The sequence below is a fragment of the Vibrio sp. K4 genome (assembly GCF_051122595.1).
In the GTDB taxonomy this organism is placed as follows: Bacteria; Pseudomonadota; Gammaproteobacteria; order Enterobacterales; family Vibrionaceae; genus Vibrio; species Vibrio owensii.
On the sequence record NZ_CP178578.1, the window covers coordinates 751,356 to 773,925 of the forward strand.

At 46.0% G+C, this 22,570-nt stretch carries 20 protein-coding genes; 10 read left to right on the top strand and 10 right to left on the bottom strand.

What is annotated here, in order from left to right; all coding sequences use genetic code 11:
- Positions 1–159: 159 nt before the first annotated feature.
- From glgB to ACLIIY_RS20860, 3 genes are all read left to right on the top strand, one after another.
- On the top strand, positions 160–2,388 hold the full coding sequence (glgB, locus tag ACLIIY_RS20850) for a 1,4-alpha-glucan branching protein GlgB (protein ID WP_434529293.1): 2,229 nt from the start codon (positions 160–162) through the stop codon (positions 2,386–2,388).
- Between the two features lie 226 nt (positions 2,389–2,614).
- Positions 2,615–3,229 (top strand): monofunctional biosynthetic peptidoglycan transglycosylase, encoded by a 615-nt coding sequence (gene mtgA / locus ACLIIY_RS20855; protein WP_434529510.1) that lies wholly within the window; start codon positions 2,615–2,617, stop codon positions 3,227–3,229.
- A gap of 180 nt (positions 3,230–3,409) precedes the next feature.
- Complete coding sequence (locus ACLIIY_RS20860) at positions 3,410–5,470, top strand: alpha-amylase (RefSeq protein WP_434529294.1); 2,061 nt, start codon at positions 3,410–3,412, stop codon at positions 5,468–5,470.
- A gap of 112 nt (positions 5,471–5,582) precedes the next feature.
- Here the strand turns inward: ACLIIY_RS20860 and ACLIIY_RS20865 are convergent, their stop codons facing one another.
- Both ACLIIY_RS20865 and ACLIIY_RS20870 read right to left on the bottom strand, forming a co-directional pair.
- Positions 5,583–6,299: a DsbA family protein gene (locus tag ACLIIY_RS20865; RefSeq protein WP_434529295.1), complete on the bottom strand. Its 717-nt coding sequence runs from the start codon at positions 6,297–6,299 to the stop codon at positions 5,583–5,585.
- A gap of 92 nt (positions 6,300–6,391) precedes the next feature.
- Positions 6,392–6,715, bottom strand: coding sequence for a hypothetical protein (locus ACLIIY_RS20870; RefSeq protein ID WP_078610023.1), 324 nt, complete (start codon positions 6,713–6,715; stop codon positions 6,392–6,394).
- Positions 6,716–7,137: 422 nt separating this feature from the next.
- Between ACLIIY_RS20870 and ACLIIY_RS20875 the strand changes: the two genes are divergently transcribed.
- The 4 genes from ACLIIY_RS20875 (at position 7,138) to ACLIIY_RS20890 (ending at position 10,076) form a co-directional block, all read left to right on the top strand.
- On the top strand, positions 7,138–7,878 hold the full coding sequence (locus tag ACLIIY_RS20875) for a nucleoside recognition domain-containing protein (protein WP_005437881.1): 741 nt from the start codon (positions 7,138–7,140) through the stop codon (positions 7,876–7,878).
- Positions 7,878–8,345, top strand: coding sequence for a YjiG family protein (locus ACLIIY_RS20880; RefSeq protein WP_005374849.1), 468 nt, complete (start codon positions 7,878–7,880; stop codon positions 8,343–8,345). The genes ACLIIY_RS20875 and ACLIIY_RS20880 overlap by 1 nt, the downstream gene beginning before the upstream one ends.
- 9 nt (positions 8,346–8,354) lie before the next feature.
- Positions 8,355–9,479 (top strand): M20 family metallopeptidase, encoded by a 1,125-nt coding sequence (locus tag ACLIIY_RS20885; RefSeq protein ID WP_434529296.1) that lies wholly within the window; start codon positions 8,355–8,357, stop codon positions 9,477–9,479.
- A gap of 222 nt (positions 9,480–9,701) precedes the next feature.
- Positions 9,702–10,076, top strand: coding sequence for a YkvA family protein (locus ACLIIY_RS20890; RefSeq protein ID WP_434529297.1), 375 nt, complete (start codon positions 9,702–9,704; stop codon positions 10,074–10,076).
- Between the two features lie 98 nt (positions 10,077–10,174).
- Here the strand turns inward: ACLIIY_RS20890 and ACLIIY_RS20895 are convergent, their stop codons facing one another.
- The 4 genes from ACLIIY_RS20895 to ACLIIY_RS20910 all read right to left on the bottom strand — a co-directional run bounded on the left by ACLIIY_RS20895 (position 10,175) and on the right by ACLIIY_RS20910 (position 14,817).
- Positions 10,175–11,479: a dicarboxylate/amino acid:cation symporter gene (locus tag ACLIIY_RS20895; protein ID WP_005437888.1), complete on the bottom strand. Its 1,305-nt coding sequence runs from the start codon at positions 11,477–11,479 to the stop codon at positions 10,175–10,177.
- A gap of 320 nt (positions 11,480–11,799) precedes the next feature.
- On the bottom strand, positions 11,800–12,864 hold the full coding sequence (locus ACLIIY_RS20900) for a DUF4056 domain-containing protein (protein ID WP_434529298.1): 1,065 nt from the start codon (positions 12,862–12,864) through the stop codon (positions 11,800–11,802).
- Positions 12,865–12,873: 9 nt separating this feature from the next.
- On the bottom strand, positions 12,874–13,998 hold the full coding sequence (locus tag ACLIIY_RS20905; protein ID WP_434529299.1) for a BamA/TamA family outer membrane protein: 1,125 nt from the start codon (positions 13,996–13,998) through the stop codon (positions 12,874–12,876).
- 12 nt (positions 13,999–14,010) lie between these two features.
- On the bottom strand, positions 14,011–14,817 hold the full coding sequence (locus tag ACLIIY_RS20910) for a TonB-dependent receptor (RefSeq protein WP_199481891.1): 807 nt from the start codon (positions 14,815–14,817) through the stop codon (positions 14,011–14,013).
- Positions 14,818–15,098: 281 nt separating this feature from the next.
- Between ACLIIY_RS20910 and ACLIIY_RS20915 the strand changes: the two genes are divergently transcribed.
- On the top strand, positions 15,099–15,695 hold the full coding sequence (locus tag ACLIIY_RS20915; protein WP_199436275.1) for a TetR/AcrR family transcriptional regulator: 597 nt from the start codon (positions 15,099–15,101) through the stop codon (positions 15,693–15,695).
- A 36-nt stretch (positions 15,696–15,731) separates the two neighbouring features.
- Here the strand turns inward: ACLIIY_RS20915 and ACLIIY_RS20920 are convergent, their stop codons facing one another.
- The 3 genes from ACLIIY_RS20920 to ACLIIY_RS20930 form a co-directional block, all read right to left on the bottom strand.
- Positions 15,732–17,003 carry a DUF1835 domain-containing protein gene (locus tag ACLIIY_RS20920; RefSeq protein WP_434529300.1) on the bottom strand — a complete coding sequence of 424 codons (1,272 nt, stop codon included), beginning with the start codon at positions 17,001–17,003 and terminating at the stop codon, positions 15,732–15,734.
- Between the two features lie 266 nt (positions 17,004–17,269).
- A complete protein-coding gene (locus ACLIIY_RS20925) occupies positions 17,270–18,469 on the bottom strand; it encodes an MFS transporter (protein ID WP_434529301.1) in 1,200 nt (399 codons plus the stop codon).
- A 138-nt stretch (positions 18,470–18,607) separates the two neighbouring features.
- A complete protein-coding gene (locus ACLIIY_RS20930; RefSeq protein ID WP_434529302.1) occupies positions 18,608–19,498 on the bottom strand; it encodes a LysR family transcriptional regulator in 891 nt (296 codons plus the stop codon).
- Positions 19,499–19,608: 110 nt separating this feature from the next.
- On the opposite strand from ACLIIY_RS20930, the gene ACLIIY_RS20935 reads away from it, so the two are divergent.
- Both ACLIIY_RS20935 and ACLIIY_RS20940 read left to right on the top strand, forming a co-directional pair.
- Positions 19,609–19,917 (top strand): monooxygenase, encoded by a 309-nt coding sequence (locus tag ACLIIY_RS20935; protein WP_199455141.1) that lies wholly within the window; start codon positions 19,609–19,611, stop codon positions 19,915–19,917.
- Between the two features lie 4 nt (positions 19,918–19,921).
- Complete coding sequence (locus tag ACLIIY_RS20940) at positions 19,922–20,293, top strand: hypothetical protein (RefSeq protein ID WP_434529303.1); 372 nt, start codon at positions 19,922–19,924, stop codon at positions 20,291–20,293.
- 74 nt (positions 20,294–20,367) lie between these two features.
- Here ACLIIY_RS20940 and ACLIIY_RS20945 read toward each other — a convergent pair whose 3' ends face one another.
- Entirely contained in the window at positions 20,368–22,536 is a 2,169-nt protein-coding gene (locus ACLIIY_RS20945; RefSeq protein ID WP_434529304.1) for a polysaccharide biosynthesis tyrosine autokinase, read from the bottom strand.
- Positions 22,537–22,570 lie beyond the last annotated feature (34 nt).

Consider the following 22,570-nt stretch of genomic DNA (forward strand, 5'->3'; position numbering starts at 1 on the left):
ACTCATTAAATCGGCACAATCCGTTAGGATGAAGTACCGTTATTATGCCCGCAACAATAGCGGGCATTTTTGTTTTTTGACGCCGTTTTATTCAATGTTTGAATAGGATTGGGTCTTTTATAATTGTGTGAATTCACAACGTTTGGCTGAGGAAATCCGATGTTCAAAAACCATAAGGAGAATATCGGTGCTAGGGAGAAAGATTTGAAAACCAAGGTAAAGAAAAAATACGAACGCGCCTACGAATTACTAGCTGAGGCGGCTTACTCAGACCCGTTTGCGTCACTTGGTCCATTCATTGCTGACGGCGAAGGATCGTTACGTGTTTGGATGCCGGGTGCAGACAAAGTTGAATTGGTTATCAGCGGCGAACCTCGAATTGAGCTAGAGCGTGAAGATGAAAGCGGCTTCATCTTAAAAGACAAGCGCGACTTGCATCTAACGCATTACCAACTTGCAGTCGACTGGAATGGTGTAGAACAGCTCATCGACGACCCTTACCAATACCACAACATCTACCAAGAATACGAACACCTACATACACCAAAAGACATGTACCGCTACATGGGTTCACAATTTGTGACCATCGAGCGCGGTGGCGAAAATATCTCTGGTGTGCGCTTCCTTGTTTACGCACCTCATGCATCAGCTATCAGCCTAGTGGGTAGCTTTAACCAGTGGGATGGCCGTCGTCATCCAATGCAACGCCTAGACTACGGTATCTGGGGCTTGTTCATTCCTGGTTTGGAAGAGGGCGTACAATACAAATTTGAACTCAAAGGTCCGAATGGGGAAGGGCTTCCTCATAAACAAGACCCTTGGGGCTTCTACTCAGAGCAATACCCATCTTTCGCATCGATCACTTACGATCACAACCGTTACCAATGGCAAGATGCAAAATGGCAAAACCGTCCAGTGACGCAGAAACGTGATGAAGCGTTGTCTTTCTACGAACTGCACGCGGGCTCTTGGAAACGCAACGAAGAGGGCGACTTCCTAAACTACCGTGAACTGGCCGCTGAATTAGTACCTTACCTTGTAGACATGGGCTACACCCACGTTGAGTTGATGCCAGTTTCAGAACACCCGTTCTTTGGCTCTTGGGGTTACCAACCTGTTGGCTTGTTTGCGCCGACCAGCCGCTATGGCTCGCCGGATGATTTCAAGTTCTTTGTTGATGCATGTCACCAAGCTGGCTTGGGCGTGGTACTGGATTGGGTACCTGCACACTTCCCATCGGATGATCATGGCTTAGCGAATTTTGATGGTACGCCACTGTTCCACGATCCAGATCCTCGCCGTGGTTGGCACCAAGATTGGAACTCTTACATCTACGATCTAGGTCGTGAACATGTACGTCGTTTCCTAGTGTCTAACGCGCTGTACTGGTTCGAGCAATTCCATATTGATGGTATCCGTGTTGATGCTGTTGCGTCGATGCTTTACCTAGATTACTCACGCAGCCATGATCAGTGGATCCCGAACGCAGATGGTGGCAACGAGAACTATGATGCGATCGCAACACTGAAGTGGATGAACGAAGAAGTGTACAAACACTTCCCGAATGCAATGACCATTGCAGAAGAATCAACCGCATTCCCAGGTGTATCTGCACCGACCTTTATGGGCGGTTTAGGCTTCGGCTTTAAGTGGAACATGGGTTGGATGCACGACAGTCTTTCTTACATCCAAGAAGATCCTATTCACCGCAAATACCACCACAATACCATCACGTTCCCGCTTGTTTACGCACACAGCGAAAACTATGTATTGTCGCTTTCTCATGATGAAGTGGTCTACGGCAAAGGCTCTATCCACAACAAGATGCCGGGTGATGAGTGGCAACAAACGGCGAACCTACGTGCTTACTTCGGTTACATGTACGGTCAACCGGGTAAGAAGCTAAACTTCATGGGTGCAGAGCTTGGTCAGACCGCAGAATGGAACCACGATGACCAGCTACAATGGTTCTTGCTGGAGTTTGGTCGTCACCAAGGCGTGCAAGCATTGATTCGTGACTTAAACCACTTGTACCGCAACGAAGCGGCGATGCACGATCAAGATTGTATCCCAGCAGGTTTTGAATGGCGCCTTCAAGACGAAGCCGATTTGAGCATTCTTGCACATGAACGTATTAGCCAAAACGGCGAGCGTGTATTGGTGATCAGTAACTTCACACCAGTGCCGCATGAGCGTTTCCGTTTAGGTGTTCCAATGGAAGGTAAATACGAGCTTCTGTTGAATACTGATGATGTGAAATACGATGGCAGCGATTTTGAAGTGCTAACCAGCGTAGAAACAGAAGAAGTAGAAAGCGAATCGCTGCCTCAGTCTCTTGAGTTGCGTTTACCGCCACTATCAACCGTATTCTACAAACTGGCAAAGTAAGTTGAGTTCGCAAAACAAACGTAACTAGCCAAAACACATAATCAATCCCAAGCCCGCTTTACAATGTAAATCGGGCTTTTTTTGACCAAGTTTTCACTAACGATAAACAGACTGCATACTCTATACTTGCATCATATTGTTTTATGAAATCAAGCTAGGTCGGACTTTGAGAAAGATTAAATCCCTTCTGTTCAATATCTTATTGGTGCTTTTGCTTTTACCAGTGATGCTCGTTGGCATAGTGAAATTCATCGATCCACCAATTTGGGGATGGAAGATCAGCCGCATGATTTCTCCTCCTGAGGGATTCCCTGAAGAGAGTCAAAATGAATGGATGCCTTTGAGTGACATTTCTAAGCACATTCAATTGGCCGTGATTGCGACAGAAGATCAAAAGTTCCCGACCCATTACGGAGTGGATTTTGATTCCTTGTTTAAAGTGATCTCAGAGTCTGGCGAGAACGGCCCTTCTCGCGGTGCGAGCACGATTACTCAGCAAACTGCAAAGAACGTGTTTCTGTTTCCTTCACACTCTTATGTGCGCAAAGCGTATGAGCTTTATTTTGCTCTGCTGATGGAAGCAATGTGGAGTAAAGAACGCATTCTCGAAGTGTATTTGAATGTGGTGGAGTTTGGCCCGGGTATTTATGGCGCGGAAGCCGCTGCGCAAAACTATTTTGGTATTCCTGCTAAACAACTTTCGACGCGCCAAGCAGCAAGGCTTGCGGTGGTGCTGCCAAATCCGTATCGCATCAAAGTCTATCCTCAGACTTCTTACACCATCAGCCGCGTCAATTGGGCGATGAGACAAATGCGCAACCTTGGTAGCGTTCAGCTTTAAACTCCCTTTTACCTTGCTTATAAATAGAACTACGCCCCAATAAAAGCAAAATGTGAAGCGTCACAAGCTTTAGGGCGTAGCCTTTCAGAATGATGTGCTCAGTTTTTCATCCATTTACTATTAGTGTGAATAAAACTACAACACGAATACTGCGCCTATGCGCAACCAATGGACTGAACGATGAAACTGAATCTGATTACGACTACCTTATTGCTTGCATCGGCAAGTGCCATCGCCGAGCCAAACATTACCATCTCTACCACGACCAACAGCCGTGACTTTCCGTTAAGTGCAGAGCAGCCTTTGGTTGTGCCCTTAACCAAAGATGGCTATACGCTCAAAATCACGGGTGTTGAAGGCGACTGTGTCGCGCCTGATGGTCAGAAGGTCAAATTCAACAAACCTATCGCGCTGAACTGCGGAAAACCAACAGAACTGCCGTTAAAAATCCGCTTTACTGGCGATTACTCTTTTGCTTTTGATGCGGAAGCGAAAACACTGCGCTTCAAGCGTGAACCTAAGAAAGCCGCGAAGACAGAATTCAAACGCCCAATCCCACAAGTGCAATGTGAGGTTTACCAAGGCGGCGAAGTCACCATTGCGTTAGGTGACAGTTTCCCCGATGGCACCAAGTTGCGTGATGCTTACTCTGGGCAACTGGTTGAAGTAAAAGATCAGCAAGTATCGCTGACGCCAAGCAAAGACTCAGGCGGTTTGGTGCTACTAGAGCCAGTGAAGAAAACCAAAGAAGCAGTACCGTTTGATTACCGTAATGCCAACATTTACTTCGTGATGGTCGACCGTTTCAACAATGCCGATACCAGCAACGACAACAGCTATGGTCGCAAGAAAGATGGCAAAGAAGAGATCGGCACCTTTCACGGTGGTGACCTAAAAGGCGTGATCGAAAAGCTAGATTACATCAAGAGCCTAGGTACAGATGCGATTTGGTTATCGCCAATCGTTGAGCAAGTACACGGCTTTGTTGGCGGCGGCGATAGCGGCTCATTCCCATTCTATGCTTACCACGGTTACTGGACGCGTGATTTCACAAAGATTGATGAGAACTTCGGTAACGAAGATGATCTGAAAAAGCTGGTGGAAGAGGCACACAAACGTGGCCTTAAAGTCTTGATGGACGCGGTAATCAACCACACCGGTTACTCAACGTTAGCCGATTTGCAATTTGACGGTATTGAGGTGTTAAAACCAAACGCTGATTTACCGAAGAAGTGGGGCGACTGGCAACCAAAAGCGGGCGAAAACTGGCATAGCTACCACCAGAATATTGATTACCAGAGTCCAAACTGGGCGAAATGGTGGGGCGGTGACTGGGTAAGAACAGGTCTACCGGGATACCCAGCTCCGGGCAGCAGTGATATCACTATGTCATTGGCGGGTTTGCCTGATTTTATTACCGAATCAGACAAAGCCGTGAAGCCTGCGCAGTGGCTATTGGATAACCCTGGTACTCGCGTAGAGGCGCGTGACAATTACACCGTCTCGGATTACTTGATTGAGTGGCAAACTGATTGGGTGAAGCGCTTTGGTATTGATGGCTACCGTGTCGATACGGTGAAGCACGTTGAAGGCGATGTGTGGAAACGCTTGAAAGAAGAGGCATCAAGCAGTCTTGAGCAGTGGCGTAAAGAGAACGGCAAGTCAGGTCAGCCATTCTGGATGATGGGTGAAGTATGGGGACATACCGCTTATCGCAGCCCTTACTTTGACGATGGCTTTGACGCGTTGATTAACTTCGACATGCAGAAGAAGTTAGACAAAGGCGCGGCGTGTTTCAGCCAAATGGCAGACACCTACCAAAGTTACGCAGATACTATCGCCAATGAGAAAGACTTCAACCCGGTGAGTTACATGTCTTCTCACGATACGGAGCTGTTCTTCTCTCGCTTCAAAGATTACGGCATGCAGCGTAACGCCGCGAATGCACTACTTTTAAGCCCTGGTGCTGTTCAGGTTTATTATGGTGATGAAGTTGGTCGTAACATTGGTCCTTACGCGGATGATTTCCACCAAGGCACACGTTCTGACATGGTGTGGAAGCTATCGGATGAGAAGCAAGCGTTGCTCAAACACTGGCAAACCCTTGGTCAGTTCCGGAAAGCGCATCCAGCGATTGGTGCGGGTCAACATCAAGTAATTGAACAAGAAGGCGCGTACGTGTTCTCTCGTTCGCTTGGCAATGACAAAGTCGTTGTGGCGTTTGTGGGGCGTGACAAGTAGTTAGAGCTTCGTTTTAAGTCTAGATAGAAAAAGCCCTTCCTTGAGTTCTCAGGGAAGGGCTTTGTTGTTTTTGATGTTTACTTACTATTTCAATAGCTATCTATTTCGATAGTTATTTCTTTAGCTCTTGGTCGATGACTTTCTCAAGCTCCTCGAAAGGTACATAACCCGGAATGACTTGGTCATTAATAATGATCGCAGGTGTGCCTCGTAGACCTAAGCGAGTGAAGTACTCGTAGTTTTTATCCAACAACGCTTTGGTTTCTTTGTCGTCGACAAGCTGTGCTTCTGTGCCAGTCTTCTTAGCGATTTTTTGTAGTGAACTTGCATCATGTGGACCCGGCTTCTTCACCAACAAGTCGTGCACTTCTTTGTACTTGTCATGTTGGTTCTGCCATACGTTCAATGCGTAACTTGCCGAGTTGTAACCGTTCTTCTCGTACTGTTCTTTGAACGATACCGTCATGTTCAGCACTTTTACCTGCGGGTATTCTTTCTCTACCTTCACTAATTCACCTTCAAGACGCTTACAGAAAGGACAGCTGTAATCGGTCACGTTGATGATCGTCAGCTCTGGGTTCTCTGCACCGAAGTAAGAGTGCTTGCCATCGTTAAGATAGGCGCGCGCTTCATCCAAAGTCGCGTTAAACGTCTTTTGATAAGCGACGTAGTCTTGCAGGTTTTGATGCAGTGAATCGAGGATCTGCGGGTTTTCTTTCAGCAGTTGAGTAATTTCTTGCAACTTCTCTTCTGATGTTTTTTCTGCTGCGTGTGAAAATAGAGGTACCAGCGCGATAGCCACAGTTAATAGTGTGCATGTGAATTTCATGATATTTCCTAAAACTCTCTTTCTTCGCGGTTTTTGTCGCGAAGTGATTAAAAAATAAAACAATTGATTTGGGGATGAATAGCAATCGGGTTTTATTCTCTAAACACACATAGCTTGAGGTGCACCCGATATTTGTCGGGTATCGGCTCGGTATGGTGGCGGAAAGCATTACGCTCGGTGCTAGTGATAGATAGCAAGACGAACGCAAATAGGAATAAGGGCACAATGAAGCTGTCGAGATGGTTTTGTGAAACCTGAATCAGCTTTTCAGACAGTTCACACTGCTTAGTCAGCCCTTTCTCGCTCTTTTGTTGCTGCGCAGTGGCGTGCTCAGATGTCACTTGCGCGCCAATCAGAGGGCAAGATTGGTAGAAGCCTGCATTTTTACTTAAACAGATCACGATAACCCAAGCCACAAGGGCAAGTGTCCATCGAGCGATGTAGGATTGTGATCGAAGCAAAAGGCAAACCCTGAGTAAGTCTCTAAGTAATGACCGAACCACCCTAAAATAAATTACACAGAACTTTTGTTAATTTTTGGTCAAGAAATCTCAAATAAGCAACAAACCATGAAGCACGTCGAAGGTGTGGCTAATGACAAACTTGTTCATAATTTTGGTTTGTTTTGTTAATGGATGAGATTCGCTGATAGTTAGATAAATCTACCTTATCTTGGTCATAAATATTTATTATCTTTTAAATGTGATTCAAATCATAAAATAAAACTTCATAATTGAGTGGCATGATTGTTCGGTAAATGGATTGATTTTGATCATCTCTCTAGCACGTCGTTCAAGGGATCATCTATGCGTTCTGTTCCACATACATAGGTGAATTTATGACAAGCCCTGTTCATGCTGAACGTAAGGTGACGATCGGGTGTTACATTGCACTCGCGTTTGCGGTTGTGTTCTTTTCTGGTCTGATGCAATCCAACGAATGGTACGGTGTATTCGACTTTACAACGCTTAATGGCTCTTTCGGTAAAGTGGCTTACGGCGTAACGGAAGGTGCGGATGGCGCGGTACAAGCTGCGACTACCTCTTTTCGCGGTACTGGCGGTAGCGGTGCTCGTGACGGTTTCATTTTCGCACTTACTTTGATTCCAACCGTTATGTTCGCATTAGGTATGATCAACGTACTTGAGCACTACGGTGCACTTGAAGCCGCTCGTAAGCTTCTTACTCCTCTTCTACGTCCTCTAATGGGTATCCCTGGTAACTCTGGTCTGGCTCTGATTGCTTCTCTACAAAGTACCGATGCTGGTGCGGCAATGACGCGTCAGCTAAAAGATGAAGGTCACCTAACTAAGCGTGAAACGGACGTATTTACCATGTTCCAGTTCACTGCGGGTGCAACCATCGTGAACTTCTTCTCATCAGGTGCTGTGCTGTTCACGCTGACAATGGCTGACGGCTCTCTAGCGGTAACGTCTTCTATTGGTTTAGCGGTTGTGGTGATGTTCGCATTTAAGATCATCGGTGCGAACCTATTCCGTATCTACCTAAACATGACGGAAGGTAAAGAAGACAAGCAAGACCAAAACAAATCAGAGAACCTAAAAGAGGAGACGGCATAATGGGTGACGTTAAAGCGAAAAAACCAATGGTGACGGATATCTTCGTCGAAGGTGCTAAGAAAGGCTGGGTGATTGCGACTACCTCTACGGTTCCTAACGTATTGATGGCGTTCGTAATCATCAAAGCGCTGCAAATCACTGGCGCGTTGGATCTGATGGGCACTGTGTTTTCTCCAATCATGGCGGTGTTTGGTCTTCCGGGTGAAGCAGCAGCGGTATTGATCGGTGCTTGGATGTCGATGGGCGGCGCAGTGGGTGTGGTTATCACGCTGTTTGACCAAGGTATCCTTAACGGCACGCACATTGCGATTCTTGCGCCTGCTATCTACCTAATGGGCTCTCAAGTTCAGTACATGGGTCGTATCATGGGCCCAATTGGTACTGAAGGTCGTTACATCCCAGTTATGATTGCAATCTCAGTATTGAACGCGTTTGGCGCAATGCTGGTGATGAATCTGTTTGTCTAGGAGTGAGTCATGCAATTCTCTCTAAATGAATATCTAGAAGAGCTACGTCCGCTAATTAATGTGGATTGTGGCACTTACACGACTGATGGTATCGAGTTTATCGCTTCTCAATTTGAAGAGAAGTACCAAGCGATGTCAGATTGGAGCGTAAAACGCATCGACTGTGGCAGAGCGGGCATCGGTCTCGAAGTTCGAAATAAGCCGGAAGCTGAGCAAATCGATGTGATGCTGATTGGTCATATGGATACCGTGTTCCCTGTGGGTACTGCTGAGCTTCGTCCAATGTCTCAAGATGCAGAGAAAGCTTACGGTCCGGGCGTCTCGGACATGAAATCTGGCTTGCTGAACATCGTATACGCGATGCGCAATCTAGACCAAGCGGTGTTGGATAAGCTGTCTATCGCTATCTGCATGAACCCAGATGAAGAAACGGGTTCTCTGGACTCTGTGGATTGGATTCAATCAGTAGCGAAAAACGCAAAGAATGTACTGGTTGCAGAAGCAGCACGTGCAGACGGCGGTTTAGTGAAAGCGCGCAAAGGCATGGCTCGCTACAAAATGACCTTTAATGGCGTTGCAGCTCACGCAGGTAACGAGCCAGAAAATGGTCGCAGCGCAATCACTGAGATGGCGAATTGGATTCTAGCAGTCAACGCAATGACCAACTTTGAATCTGGTACTACTCTGAACGTCGGTATTGTTTCTGGCGGCAACGGTGCGAACATCGTCCCTGAGCACGCTGAAGCGATCGTGGATGTGCGTTTCTGGAGCAACGAAGAATACGATGATGTCGATAGCAAGCTAAATGGCATGCTGGAAACACCATTCGTTGATGGCGTGAGCATTGAGTTGGTTCGTGAAGCGTATAAGCCTTCTATGGTGCCAAGCCCACAAACAGAAAGCCTGATGATGCTAGTTGAAGAAGCGGCAAGTGAACTGGCTATCGACATCAATTGGAAGGAAGTCGGTGGCGGCTCTGATGCAAACAACACGGCGATTCTAGGCGTTCCAACTTTGGATGGTCTAGGGCCTATCGGTGCAGGCTTCCACAGTGACCAAGAGTACTTGTTGCTTGAGTCTATTGAACCACGTATCAAAATGCTGATGCGTGTATTGGAGAAGATTGCTCAATAAGGCATTCTGCTTCTAAAGCTTGGTTCCCAAAGCTGTTGGTTTCCAAGACTTCTGGTTTAAAAACCTTTTGGTATCCAAAGCAATAATCCCCGGACTTCGGTTTGGGGATTTTTTTATCTAGCCATTTTGTTTCCTTTCTTCATTATCATTACTCGCTATTAATCCTACGTTCAGGTTCATCGTCTTAATATCTTTGCCACAGTCATAAATTTAGGAGGCACGATGACCACAAGCATGTCTGTAAATTCGGCGTCCGATGACGTCTTAGACCAAACGATGCAAGCGCCAGATGAGAAAACCTTTTGGCGTAAAATGAAAAACTCCGTCAAGAAAGCAGGTGAAGAGATTGCGGTTATGGGCATTAAATCATGGCTCGCGATGGCAGATTCCAATACCTCCGTTCGCCACAAGGCTATCTTAGGTGGCGCGTTGGCTTACTTCGTCCTACCAACAGATATGGTGCCAGACGTACTCGCTGGTGTCGGCTTTACCGATGATATGGCAGCACTGACTCTAGCGGCGAATTCTGTCGGCAATGCCATCACCGAAGAGCATGAAGAACAAGCGAGAGAAAAACTGAGTTCGATGACGGAGTAGGGTGGCTATTACCTATTCTTTTGATTGCAGATAAAACAAAAGCCCCGATGTTTCCATCGGGGCTTTCATTTAGACAGGATAATTGAGTTTGGAAGGGTTTAAGCTTCCGCGCGTTTCAGATGCACTTCTTCTTCTGCGACCCCAGCTTTTGGATCGTTGAAGCGAGTTTCATCCAGTGCGCCTTCCGATTTAGCAACAATGATAGTCACTGCGCTATCACCGGTGATGTTAACTGCGGTACGAATCATATCAAGTAGACGGTCAACACCCATGATAAGTGCAATACCTTCTAGCGGCAGACCTACTTGGTTCAATACCATTGCTAGCATTACTAGACCAACACCAGGAACACCTGCGGTACCGATAGACGCCAATGTTGCCGTCATGATAACCATTAGGTAGTCACCCATAGTTAGGTCGATGTTGAATGCCTGTGCGATGAACGCTGTCGCCACACCTTGCATGATCGCCGTGCCGTCCATGTTCACGGTTGCACCTAGTGGTACTGTGAACGATGATACGCGGTTCTCAACACCCATGCGATGCTTAGCTGTTTCCATTGTCACTGGAATGGTCGCGTTCGATGATGCTGTAGAGAAAGCAAACATGATTGCGTCTTCCATCTTACGTAGGAACGTAATTGGGTTTAGACCAGTGAAGCCTTTTAGCATCAGGCTGTAAGTTACAAGGCCGTGCAGCAATAGCGTACCTGCTAGTACAACGAAGTATTCAGCAAGGTTGAAGATTGCGCTTAGACCAAGGCCTGTAAACAGCTTCGCCATTAGGAAGAACACACCGTAAGGCGCTAGGTTCATCAGAATCGCAACCAATTTCATGATTACTTCATTCAGATCAGAGAAGAATGCGGCGATACGCTCGCCTGGCTTACCTGCTGCACTGATCGCGATACCGAATAGGACGGCGAACACGATAACTTGCAGGGTTTTACCTTCTGCCATTGCGCTGATTGGGTTAGTCGGGAACATATCAATGATCACCTGACCCAAAGATGGCGCTTCTGCTGATTTGAATGAACTTGCTGCGGTTAGGTCTGCACCAGCACCTGGCTGGAATAGCGTACCCATGGTTAGAGCAAGTGTGATTGCGATAGCGGTCGTTGCTACGTAGAAAGCAAGGGTTTTACCACCCATGCGACCCAATGTAGATAGGTCTTTTAGAGAGCTGGTACCACAAACTAGCGAAACAAATACTAGCGGTACAACAAGCATTTTTAAGCTGGCAACGAAGATCTGTCCACCAACTTCGAATAATCCATTAACAATGTATGCGTCGACAAATCCGTTGTCGGCAAAAAGTGTGCGAATTGCAAATCCTGTCAAGATACCCGCTACCATACCCAAAATTACGCGGCTGGTGAGCGACATCGGTTTCTTGGTATTCATGAGAACACTCCTTATAGTTATGCACCTTGAGTTCACTTCAAGGCGGCGTGCAGATTAGCAGCGGAGTGCGAAAATACGAAAGAATAATCCTCTGAATGGTCGATAGATGTGAAGTTAGTCACTTTAAAAAATAGAATATTAACCAAATTGTAACGATTTGACTGGTTGAAAAGTTTGCTGATTAACAAATTTATCGAATTTACAACCGATAGAAATGATTTCTTACATTCTCAAATGGTAGAAAACTGGATGCATAACGATGTGGTAAAAGACGCCAAGTGCATAACTAGGCATCTTTTATTCACTTGCTGATTGCGAAGTTACTTCAGCGGTGGGCGAGTCTGTTCGTCGATGGCACGAGCAAAATCTGAAATCTGCTGATAATCTGCGGGTGTCCAAATTGATTTTGAGGTCAATGACTTAGGTAGTGCAGAAAACGCTTTTTCATTGTCGCTTGCTCTAAACTCGACACTCATCCATTGGTCGATTGCTTGTTGATCATCAAAGGTGTTAGACAATGAAAGTTGATGGTTTGCGCCTGGGTAGTTTGGCGTCAAACTCAATGCCATATGATAATCGCGGAATCGCACTACCCACTTATCCGGTAGGCGTCTTGAACTGTCCCACCAATCGCCATCAAGCTGCTGAATTTTCTGTTTAGCGACGGCTTTCGGTTGCGCTTTTAGTTCTTTTAAGGCTTGTTTAAAAGCGGTGTCCATGGCTTGAGAAAAGCCTTTTTGATCGAGTTCGGGATTATCCAACAGGACTTGTTTGGCTAAGTTGGCACCAAGCATGTTGGAGTAGAGGTCTTCGGATGAGAAGGCGGACGCCAGTTCTTTAAAGCCACTCACCGATACCATGCCAAACCACTGAGCGATCTCGTGCCATTGAGCAAGACGAAATGCCGTTAGCGCTGCTGCCTGAGCGCTGCGGTCGAGCTTCTCTTCTTCACTAAGCTTTTCTTTTTGTTCATACCAACGAATGCGGCGAACACGAAGTTCTTCTGGTAAATCCAGATGTGCCGCACGGCCGAGATAATGTTGGTTGAGAGTAAACAAATAGTAGGTGTAATCGGCCGTGTCGCGAACGTGTGCCGTATCAATAAACCCACCAAGCTCGGTAAAGATTATTCCATTCGCTTCTTCATTTAATCCAAGTAGGCTGCCTGGCACCGATTCACTGCCATCATTATAGTGGTGAGTACCCACTTCGTTGCTGGATAAGACATTCTCGAGGGAGAAGAAAGGAACAGGTACGCTTCCTAGTTGCGCTTTGAGGTCTACACCGAAGGCACAGCATGGCCTGACGCCAACCGGTGCTTTCAATTCTTGTGCTTGGATAAACCCACTACAAAGGCTCAGTAGTAATAGTGCTGCTTTCTTCAAACCCTACTCCTAGAATGCTTCATTAATTTGGAAATAAAAACCGGTGCTGTCTTTACCTACCCCTAAATCGACGCGCACGTTAATACGTGCCTTAAAGGCAAATCGATAACCAACCCCGACAGTTGGTAGCCAACTGCTTGCGAATAAGTCGTGATAAGTCGGTGCGATATTGCCTGCACCCAACCAACCCACAACACCATGACGACCAGCAATGGTGTGGCGGATTTCTATTTGTGTGGAGAGTTGATGTTTGTCGCGATATTGCCCTTGGTAGTAGCCACGCATACGTTGATCGTCACCTAACTGGGCGTAATCAAACCAAGGGGCGTCACCAAAAATCGATTGCGAGTAAACTTCCATCGCGATGATGGTACTTTTTGACCATTGTTGATAGAGACGATAGTTGGCCACGAGGTTGTCGTAGTCTTCATCACTACCTAGTGAATCGCGGTTGGCAATCCATTCAATATCGAGAAACTGCCCTCGCATTGGGTTCGGCTCGAAATCGCGTGTATCGTATTCCATCCCCAGTAACACACCGCTGCTGGTGGCATTGGTAACTTCTGAAGGAAGAATATCGCCATCTACACCGTCTACTTTGTTGAATGATTGCCACTGCCAGCCGAGCTTGGCGTAAGTATTTGGCGCAATTTCTACGGCAATTTTTGGGCTCAGCTGCAACCGTTGGCCTTCGTATTGCACTTTATTACTATCATTCTCGGCTGCTTGGCTGCCGATACCCCAATAGTATCCGGGAGTATGGCTGATCCACGCTTCACCAAGTAGACGTACTTTGTCACCCTTCAAATAGGTACGGTTGTTTAACCCCAAGCCGTAAGAGCCAGAAGTTGAACCGTAAGATGTGACGGTGACGGTTGAGTACGGATCGCCTTTCTGCCAGTCATAAGGGGTGTACAAGCCCACCGCGGCAACGCCGATGCCAAATCCTTGCTCTGGATTGACGAATGGTCCCGGTAAGATGCCCCAGTCGATCAGCTTCGATTCATCCACGGTTTCGCTAGAGCCTAGTTTGGTTAGGATGTCATCCACCAAACTGCTTTCGTCTTGCTGCATAGCAAAAACGTGTGGTGTGCAAAACAGTGCTGCAATTACTAGGGAATAAGAAGCTTTCATCTTCTCTTTACCTTAGAAACGGCGATCGAGAGAGAAGAAGATACTTTGACGGTCGCCAAAGCCAGCTTCGCCCAATAAGTACCAGTCGTCATTAATCTGGTATTGCATGCCGGCAAGGGTGTTCCACTCAGATTCCAAGCGCTGCTTAACGTCAAAGCGACCAGAGAGGTTGATGCCCGCTTGTTTTAATGTTCCGGATAATTCTTGCTCAACGTTTTGGTACATGGCACCGACCCAGAAACGCAAAGGGACGCCATTTTTATGGAAGTCGTAACCGACTCGTGGAGAGACTACGATGGCATCAATGGCACCATCGATAACATTCAAATTCGTTTGGGTGTAGCTGGCATCAACAAGAGCAAACATTTGATCATAACCGCCCGCTAGGACAAAACCGCCCCCATAGGTGTAACCATCGAGATCGAGACGGAAAGGGAATTCACCCAACTGCTTGCCAAGCAAGCTGACTTTTACATTGGTTTCTGAATAGCCATCTAGCGTCCCCACCAAGCCATAAACATTTAAGAATGGGAACAACCAAACGTCACCACGAAGTGTCATGACATCGCTGGCTTGTTTACCCCCGCTGGCTTCCATCTTTAATAGTTTTTCTAAGCCATGTAGTCCACTCAGAGAAATGGAGTCGACGTTGATGCCTTGTTCCATACTCATATAGCTCAGGTTGACGCCAAAGGGTTTTGGTAAGTCATAACCGAGTGCTTCTGCTTTATCTTTCCAGATTGGCAGAGAAATCGAATCAGCGTTTGCCGCACCAGTAAGTAGGCAGGAAACGGCAACGAGCAAGGAGCGTAATTTCATAAGTTACTTCATTAAACGTGACGATCACAACAACACCAGGGGCCTTGTAATAAGGGCATCGACTCTGGAGTTTGTGTCACGGAAAAATCACAGCTTTATCTGGCAGATAAAGCGCCACAGCGTGAGTTAAGAGTGATTCTATTTTGATATTTTTCTTAGGATCTTAACTTCGGCGAGCGCATCTTACTCCTAAAATTAAAAAAGTAAACTTCAAAGTATACTTTTGATTATTGTGCGCTATACTCTGCGTCCACTTACATGAGGTTGGTGAATCTAGAGCGATGAAACTGTCAGAAAAAAAACGCTTAGCGCTGATTGAAGCGGCTCAACAGGAATTTATTGAGCACGGTTTCAGTTGTGCCAATATGGACAGAGTATGCGAGCGAGCAGGGGCGTCAAAGCGCACCTTGTATCGCCATTTTGAAAGTAAAGACGTGCTATTTATCGAGTCTATTCAAACTGTGCTCGAAACTCAGCGTGCGCGTTTACAGCTTAAATACACATCAGACATTGATGTCGAAACCCAGCTTAGAGCTTATCTGCATGCAAAACTGGACTCCATGTATGAGGACTTCGGCTTGCCATTGGCCAAAATGGTGATCAGTGAATTTATGCGCACACCAGAACTGGCAGAGAACTACTTGCATCAACTTCAACGTCAAGACGAGTTGTTGGAGAACTGGTTTACAGAGGCTATTGCGGATAACAAGGTCAAAGCGCTCGACCCTGCGATGATGAGCTGTATGTTGATGTGTTTATTAAAGGGGAACTGCTTATGGCCGCAACTGGTTGCCAATCAAGCAGTACCAAGTGCCGAGCAGCGCAAGAAAATCGTCGAAGATATTCTCACGCTGTTTTTCGATGGCTACCGTTGCTAGCTTCTTCGCTTTATTACCGAAGTGGTGATTATGTACCTAAGCGGTGATTAAGTGATGTAAAGATGAAAGCTGGATGTGGTTCCATGTCCAGCGGTGATTTGCTTGGTTGTGGATTCCGCCTACCCAGTAATCTTGTAAAAAAGTTGAGTGTCCATTAAGGCATGCACGGCCTTTCTCGCTGATATTCACTTGTTGTTCCCACCAATTCTTATCCAATGAATCAACGGTAAACAGTGGGTTTTCTGTTTGCGCGAGTGGCAGCAGTAATGCATAAAACATGACATCGCCAAGAGTAGGGAGTGGTTCTTGTTGTTGGTGCTTCTGAAACCAATCTTTCACTTTGATTGGTTCGTTTTGCTCGTTCAATATCTGCAAAGCCAAATGTTGTGTGAAGCTTAATCCTGATTCTGAATGTGGCAGTTCTTGAAGATGTCGTTTCATCACTGCTTTGATGTTCGGCAAGCAATCTAGTTCATGTTGTTCTAATAGATTAACGAGTGGCTGTGGTGTAGGAGCTTGTATGGCCTGCCAGCAATGTTTGGCTTGGCTAAAAAGCTTGGCTGTCACTGGCTTTCTATGCTGCCAACATGAGCGAATCGCTTCAGCAGGAAGTTGCCCGAAGCCAATAAACCGCTCAGTTCCCGGAAACTGATTGAATTCGATGATCTCAATGATTTTGCTTTCGGTTTCCTCTAGCAGAGAGAGCCCTCGAAGTAGCATGAATTGATCGTAGGCATCATGTTCAACCCAAAAAACGATGCGTTCATATTGCTGGTCGAGCAGGGTATGGATATTGCCTTGCTCAAACTGAGCTACTTCTTGTACCGAGTCTTTTCTCCCCATAGCAGGCAGTAATGTGTCTACAATGTATTGTGCTCGAATCGCGACAAATCCTTTTTCATTGCTCGGAATGGGACCAATGCATAATGGATCAATCATAGGTAAAAAGTCACCTTCGAACCCGCATGTCTTTAGTTGCTGTTGTATATCGTGCCCACAGCGGACATGCAGTGTTGTTAGTTCGGCATCAAGTGGATTTTCTTGGTTATTGATGGCGAGCTTGTGACTTTCTAGCTCTTCCACATGAGCTTTTAACTTGCTCCAACTGGGTAAGCCAAGCTCTCTAGCTAGGGCGTGTTGAACATCTGCAAGCTGGATAGACTCTGGCGTGAGGGTTTCGGGTTGGGAATGAAATTGCTTAACCTGATCAAGTGCGTTGGTGTCATTGTGGCGGATTGCTTTTAAGCGCTTTTTCGCGACAGACTTTTGCTGGTTAAGGTTAATAGAGAAGCTATTGTGAGATTGCATTTTTCACCTTTCTTATCTCTTCCACACTCGCCTTATTAGAAGTTAAAAAGAAGGTAAAAACAGATTGTTCCTGCTAACAAAAGCAGGGAAGTTGAGTTGCCATGAACCGAGTTCTTTCCGCGAGTGTTGGGTGCTTTAGGCTTGAGCTGTTTCAATGGTATGTAATCGAAATGGGGTTCGCAACTTAGAATCATATAAACAAGCAAAACTGCTTTTGATCTCACATAAAAAAGCCCCAACGTTTAAGTTAGGGCCCTAAAGGCTGTTTATGAAAGCTCAGCGCAGGCTATTTGTTGAATTTGCTTGTTTTCGCGCTTATCTAACGCGCCGCTTAAGCGAGTCAATAGAAGTGCAGAGATGACGACCACACCACCGACCCATGGCGTATTCATTAAGCCTGCTCGCTCTACGATCAAACCGCCACTCCATGAACCGAGCGCAATACCTACGTTAAAGGCGGCGATGTTCAAACCTGAAGCAACATCAACGGCATTAGGTGCGTATTTCTCTGCCAGTTTTACGACATAAACTTGCAGCCCAGGTACATTACCGAAAGCAAATGCACCCCAAACCAAAATAGTAATCACAGCAGCAATTGGGTTGTATGCGGTAAAGTTGAGCACAAACAAGATTGCGGCTAAGCCAGCAAAGATGATCGTCAGTGCTTTTACGGGGCCAAATTTGTCTGCCATTTTGCCGCCTTGGATGTTACCCACCGCTACGGAGACACCATACACCAGCATGATCAAACCAACCGCACTCGCATCAAAGCCGGATACTTGCTCCAAAATTGGCGCAAGATAAGTGAACGCGGTAAAGGTGCCGCCGTAACCTAGCGCAGTAATGGCATAAACTAATAGCAAGCGAGGTTGGGTGAGTACTTTTAGCTGATCTTTTAAAGAAGCCGTCGCGTCTTGCTTTAAGTTGTTCGGAACGAGTAAAGCGCTACCGACTAAGGCAATCAAACCAAGAATGGCCACAATTAAGAATGTGGTTTCCCAACCAAAATGTTGTCCGATGTAAGTGCCTAGAGGCACGCCAGTTACTAGCGCAACGGTTAGACCAGTGAACATAATTGCAATGGCACTTGCGGCTTTTTCTTTGGAGACCAAGCCAGTGGCGATCGTCGAACCGATAGAGAAGAACACGCCGTGAGCCAAGCCCGTTAAAATACGTGCGGCGATCAGAGTGTTGTACCCCGGAGCTTGCCAAGCTAACAGGTTACCGACAACGAACAAGCCCATCACAGCGAGAAGCACGTGCTTGCGATTCATCTTGCTTGTAAGTGCAGTTAAAACTGGCGCGCCAATAGCCACGCCTAATGCGTACAAACTCACCAGCAAACCTGCAGAAGGTAAAGAAACGTTAAGGTCTGCTGCCATGGTTGGAATTAATCCAACGATAACAAACTCAGTTGTCCCTATCGCAAAGGCGCTTAGGGTTAATGCTAATAATGCGATTGGCATAATTTACTCTCTCATTTTGTTCAAGCGCACGTCTCAGATGCGCTATCAGTGAGGGAGAGTATGAGGAAATTGGCCTTTGCAAAAAATAGCACTTAACACAAATGACTTTTGTGGTTTTAACAACAGTTGTATGGCCAGTTAAATGCGGTCTTTTGCACTATCAAGCAGTGCTTGATAAAGAGCGAGTGTGGCTGGTCCGCTCTTCGCGCCTTTTGGTAGCGTGAGGTGTAGTGCGACTTGATATTGGTTTGAATGTTCAAGGTCTAATACCTTAATGCCTGCACTGTGGCGGTACTCTACGAGATGTTTAGGGAGTCGGCAGAAGCCAACGCCTTGCTCTACCGCTCTAAAAGCGTGGTCGAAATTATCCACCGTGATTCTTTGACGCGCGCGCAACCAGCCCACGTCTCGTTTCGCTTTGTCTGACTCACCTAGATCTCGAACCACAATTTGGCTGGTGGTCGCAAAGTCCGCTAATGAAACGTGTTCTTTCTTTGCCAATGGGTGCTCAACTGCAATAACGGGCACCATGGTTGTTGTGCCAAAGGCTTCTGCTGGATAGTTGGTGATCGGAAGATTGATAATGGCGATATCTGCTAACTCACTGACTACCATATCGGTGGTTTTACTTAGCGAAGTTTCCACGACTTGAACGGAGGTCGTACTGTTTTGTGCCAAAAATACACTAAGTGGTGCATAGAGCCAGCTTGGATCGCACAGATGGTCGATCGCCACTGTAATTTGCGATTCCACACCATTACTTAGCTGTTCACTGATCATTTCCAGTTCATGGGCTTGTTCGAGCATAGATTGCGCGCGGCGCAACATAGTCTTACCGTGTTCGGTTAAACCAGCCTTTCGGCCCTTCACTTCTATCAGTTTGATGCCCAGTTGGGCCTCGAGCTTTTTCACTGAATAGATCAGCGTAGTGTGGCTTTTATTGAGCGTCACTGCGGCTGACTGAATACTTCCAGCTTGTTCAATCGCTTGTAATGTTTGCCACTGCTCTAGGGTTGTTTTGAGTCTCATTGGTCAGTTTTTTTGACAGGTAATGGCAAAATTATGAACTTTTTTGTCAGTTTTATAAAGATAATAATCCTCTCATCGAAAGCGAGTCAAAAAAGAAGAGGAGACTCAAGATGGCGAAATTACTGCAAGTTGATTTTGAATTTCATGGCCCATTTGGTGAAGAGATGTCGAACGTACTGGTAGATCTAGCTCAATCAATTAACCAAGAGCCTGGCATGATTTGGAAAATCTGGACGGAAAGCGAGAAAGACAAACTTGGCGGCGGCATCTATCTTTTTGAAGATGAAGCAACGGCGCAAGCTTATCTGGAAATGCACACTGCTCGTTTGAAACAGATGGGTGTAGAAGAAGTAAGAGGACAGATATTTGATATCAACGCGCCACTGAGCAGTATCAACCAAGGCCCAATCGGAGAGTAACATTATGACTAACCGCACTTTTCTAACCGTTCATGGAGTCATTTATACGTTATTTGCTTTTGCGCTGTTTTTTGTTCCAGCCATGATGTGGCCGATGTATGGCGTACAAATTAATGACCAATACGCGCTGTTTTTATCGCAGCACACGTCGATCTTTTTAGGTGGGATTGCTGCGGTCAGTTTGATGCTGCGTGATGTTGAATCTGGCAACACGGCGAAACAACTGTTCAAAGCTTTGTTGGTCACTAACCTCTTAGGCGTGGTGATCACCACTTACGCTGGCATTACAGGTGTGTTTGTTGGCTTTGGGTGGAGTGACCCTGCTTTCTTCTTATTACTGAGTGCGCTCACTTTTCTTCAATGGAAGAAGCAATAAGAATATAAACGGTTACTGCTGCACAAATAAAAAAGCCCCGCGATATAGCGGGGCTTTGTGTTTTTAGCTAGATGTTACTCACTTTTATAACTGTAGTTGTAGTAACCGTAGCCATATCCATAAGAGTTTGATGCCTTCTTCTCGACTGCGTTCAGAATCACGCCTTTTACCTCTACGCCTGATTGTTCAAATCGGCCTTGGGCTACTTCAATCTCTTTCAATGTCGTCTGGTCAAAACGAGCAACCATCAAGGTTGTACCTGCTAGCGCGCCAACAATACTCGGATCCGTTACAGCAAGCACTGGTGGTGTATCGATAATAACCAAGTCATATTTTTCTGACATCGCTTCGATGAAGTCTTTGAAGCGTGGGTGCATTAGTAGTTCTGACGGGTTTGGTGGTACTTGGCCGCGAGTGACAACATCAAGGTTTTCAATTGATGTTTCTTTGATGATGTCATCGGCGGTTACTTTACCACTTAGGTGATCTGATAGGCCGTTGTCCCAACGCAGACCAAAACATTGCTGTAAGTAGCCTTTACGCATATCCGCATCGATAAGCAGAACTTTTTGACCTGTTTTCGCAGCAACAGCCGCAAAGTTGGTAGAAACAAATGTTTTACCGATAGACGGAGCAGGGCCTGAAATCATCAAGATGTTATTTTTTGCTTCCATCATTGCGAAGTGCAAACTTGTGCGAAGGCTACGAAGTGCTTCAATAGAAAGGTCTGCAGGGTTTGCTTCAGCCAGCAGAACAAGTTCTTTATTCGCTTTACCTTTATTGCGTTTCAGTTTATTTGCGAATTCAAGTTGTTGAATAGACTTCGGTACACTCGCGTATACAGGCATACCCATTTGTTCGATTTGGTCAGGTGTTTCTACGCCGCGATGGAAAGCCGCGCGAATAAGAACGAACGCTACACCTACCATACCACCAAGCAATGTGGCTAATACAACAATCAGGGCCTTCTTCGGTTTAATTGGTTTAGAGAATGACTGCGCACTGTCTAGAATACGTACGTTACCAACGGTGCCTGCTTTAATAATGTTCAGTTCTTGAACCTTGTTTAGAAGCTGGATGTAAATTTGTTGGTTTACTTCAACGTCACGTGTCATACGAAGTACTTCACGTTGTGTTTTAGGCAGTTTTTGTACTTGTTTGTTTAAGCGTTCTTTCTCTTTTAGAAGTGTTTGGCGCTTATCGAGAAGCGACTTATACGCAGGGTGGTCTTGAGTAAAGCGTTGGCTGATTTCACTTTCTTTAAAAGTAAGCTCATTCAATTGTGCTTCTAACTCAACCATTACTTTCAGTGTTGATTGCGCTTCAAGGCCAAGGTCAATAGATTCGTTCTCTTGACGGAATCGGTTCAAGATATCTTCCGAAGCAGTCAGCTTGACTTTGATGTCTGGCAGGTGACCCTTTAAAAACTCTAGGCTTTGTTCTGCTTCTGCAGAGTTACGCTGAACGTTCTGTAAGAAGTAATTTTGACTAACATCATTCAAAATAGCTTGGATACGAGCACGATCTTCGCCGGAGAAGCTTAAAGATATAATTCCGGTTTGCTTGCCTCGTTCACTGATAGACAAGTTTTGTTGAAGCTGGTTGATTGCATCAAGCTTACTGATTTTGCTAACGGTGAAGGTAGCGCCATCTTGGGCAAACATCTCATTTGCCATAAATTGGTAACCGTCTTTGTCGATCAATTCACCAACTTTACCTTCCAGAACCACGCGGCCATCATCTTGAAGCAGTTTGAACGTTTTTTGTTCTGCATCGAGCACTTCTAGCGTGTGTGGGATGCCGACCGCATATGATGGGATGTTAAAGCGCGAAACAGAAAGGCGGTTTTGTTCACCTTGAAGGCGAGCAAGTCCTTTACCAATGAAAGGTAGGTAGTTTGGGGTTACCACGGTGGTTAAGTTGAATTTATCAACGGTATCCCCAAGGATCATACGTGACTTGATGATCTCAATTTCGGTCGTTGCAGATGATTCGGCAGAAAATAATTCGCCCATATCACCAACCATTGCTGAAATGCCACCTGAGCTCTTCTTCTCAATTTGAATAAGTGCGTCAGCTTTGTATATGGGTGTCGATAGAATGGCAACACCGACACCTACAACAGAAAATAGGAAGATGGTACATAATATAAACCACTTGGCATCAAGGATGATCCCAAATAGCTTCCCCAAATCGATTTCATCGTCGACTTGACGTGATTGCTTAATAGTTTGTGTTGTCATTACATTAACTTCTTAAATACCTTGCCATAGGCGT

Excerpts from the sequence above, each read along its gene's own strand:
- glgB (WP_434529293.1), top strand. The coding sequence starts at position 160 with ATGTTCAAAAACCATAAGGAGAATATCGGTGCTAGGGAGAAAGATTTG.
- mtgA (WP_434529510.1), top strand. The coding sequence starts at position 2,615 with ATGCTCGTTGGCATAGTGAAATTCATCGATCCACCAATTTGGGGATGG.
- ACLIIY_RS20860 (WP_434529294.1), top strand. The coding sequence starts at position 3,410 with ATGAAACTGAATCTGATTACGACTACCTTATTGCTTGCATCGGCAAGT.
- ACLIIY_RS20865 (WP_434529295.1), bottom strand. The coding sequence starts at position 6,299 with ATGAAATTCACATGCACACTATTAACTGTGGCTATCGCGCTGGTACCT.
- ACLIIY_RS20875 (WP_005437881.1), top strand. The coding sequence starts at position 7,138 with ATGACAAGCCCTGTTCATGCTGAACGTAAGGTGACGATCGGGTGTTAC.
- ACLIIY_RS20880 (WP_005374849.1), top strand. The coding sequence starts at position 7,878 with ATGGGTGACGTTAAAGCGAAAAAACCAATGGTGACGGATATCTTCGTC.
- ACLIIY_RS20885 (WP_434529296.1), top strand. The coding sequence starts at position 8,355 with ATGCAATTCTCTCTAAATGAATATCTAGAAGAGCTACGTCCGCTAATT.
- ACLIIY_RS20890 (WP_434529297.1), top strand. The coding sequence starts at position 9,702 with ATGACCACAAGCATGTCTGTAAATTCGGCGTCCGATGACGTCTTAGAC.
- ACLIIY_RS20895 (WP_005437888.1), bottom strand. The coding sequence starts at position 11,479 with ATGAATACCAAGAAACCGATGTCGCTCACCAGCCGCGTAATTTTGGGT.
- ACLIIY_RS20905 (WP_434529299.1), bottom strand. The coding sequence starts at position 13,998 with ATGAAAGCTTCTTATTCCCTAGTAATTGCAGCACTGTTTTGCACACCA.
- ACLIIY_RS20910 (WP_199481891.1), bottom strand. The coding sequence starts at position 14,817 with ATGAAATTACGCTCCTTGCTCGTTGCCGTTTCCTGCCTACTTACTGGT.
- ACLIIY_RS20915 (WP_199436275.1), top strand. The coding sequence starts at position 15,099 with ATGAAACTGTCAGAAAAAAAACGCTTAGCGCTGATTGAAGCGGCTCAA.
- ACLIIY_RS20920 (WP_434529300.1), bottom strand. The coding sequence starts at position 17,003 with ATGCAATCTCACAATAGCTTCTCTATTAACCTTAACCAGCAAAAGTCT.
- ACLIIY_RS20925 (WP_434529301.1), bottom strand. The coding sequence starts at position 18,469 with ATGCCAATCGCATTATTAGCATTAACCCTAAGCGCCTTTGCGATAGGG.
- ACLIIY_RS20930 (WP_434529302.1), bottom strand. The coding sequence starts at position 19,498 with ATGAGACTCAAAACAACCCTAGAGCAGTGGCAAACATTACAAGCGATT.
- ACLIIY_RS20935 (WP_199455141.1), top strand. The coding sequence starts at position 19,609 with ATGGCGAAATTACTGCAAGTTGATTTTGAATTTCATGGCCCATTTGGT.
- ACLIIY_RS20940 (WP_434529303.1), top strand. The coding sequence starts at position 19,922 with ATGACTAACCGCACTTTTCTAACCGTTCATGGAGTCATTTATACGTTA.
- ACLIIY_RS20945 (WP_434529304.1), bottom strand. The coding sequence starts at position 22,536 with ATGACAACACAAACTATTAAGCAATCACGTCAAGTCGACGATGAAATC.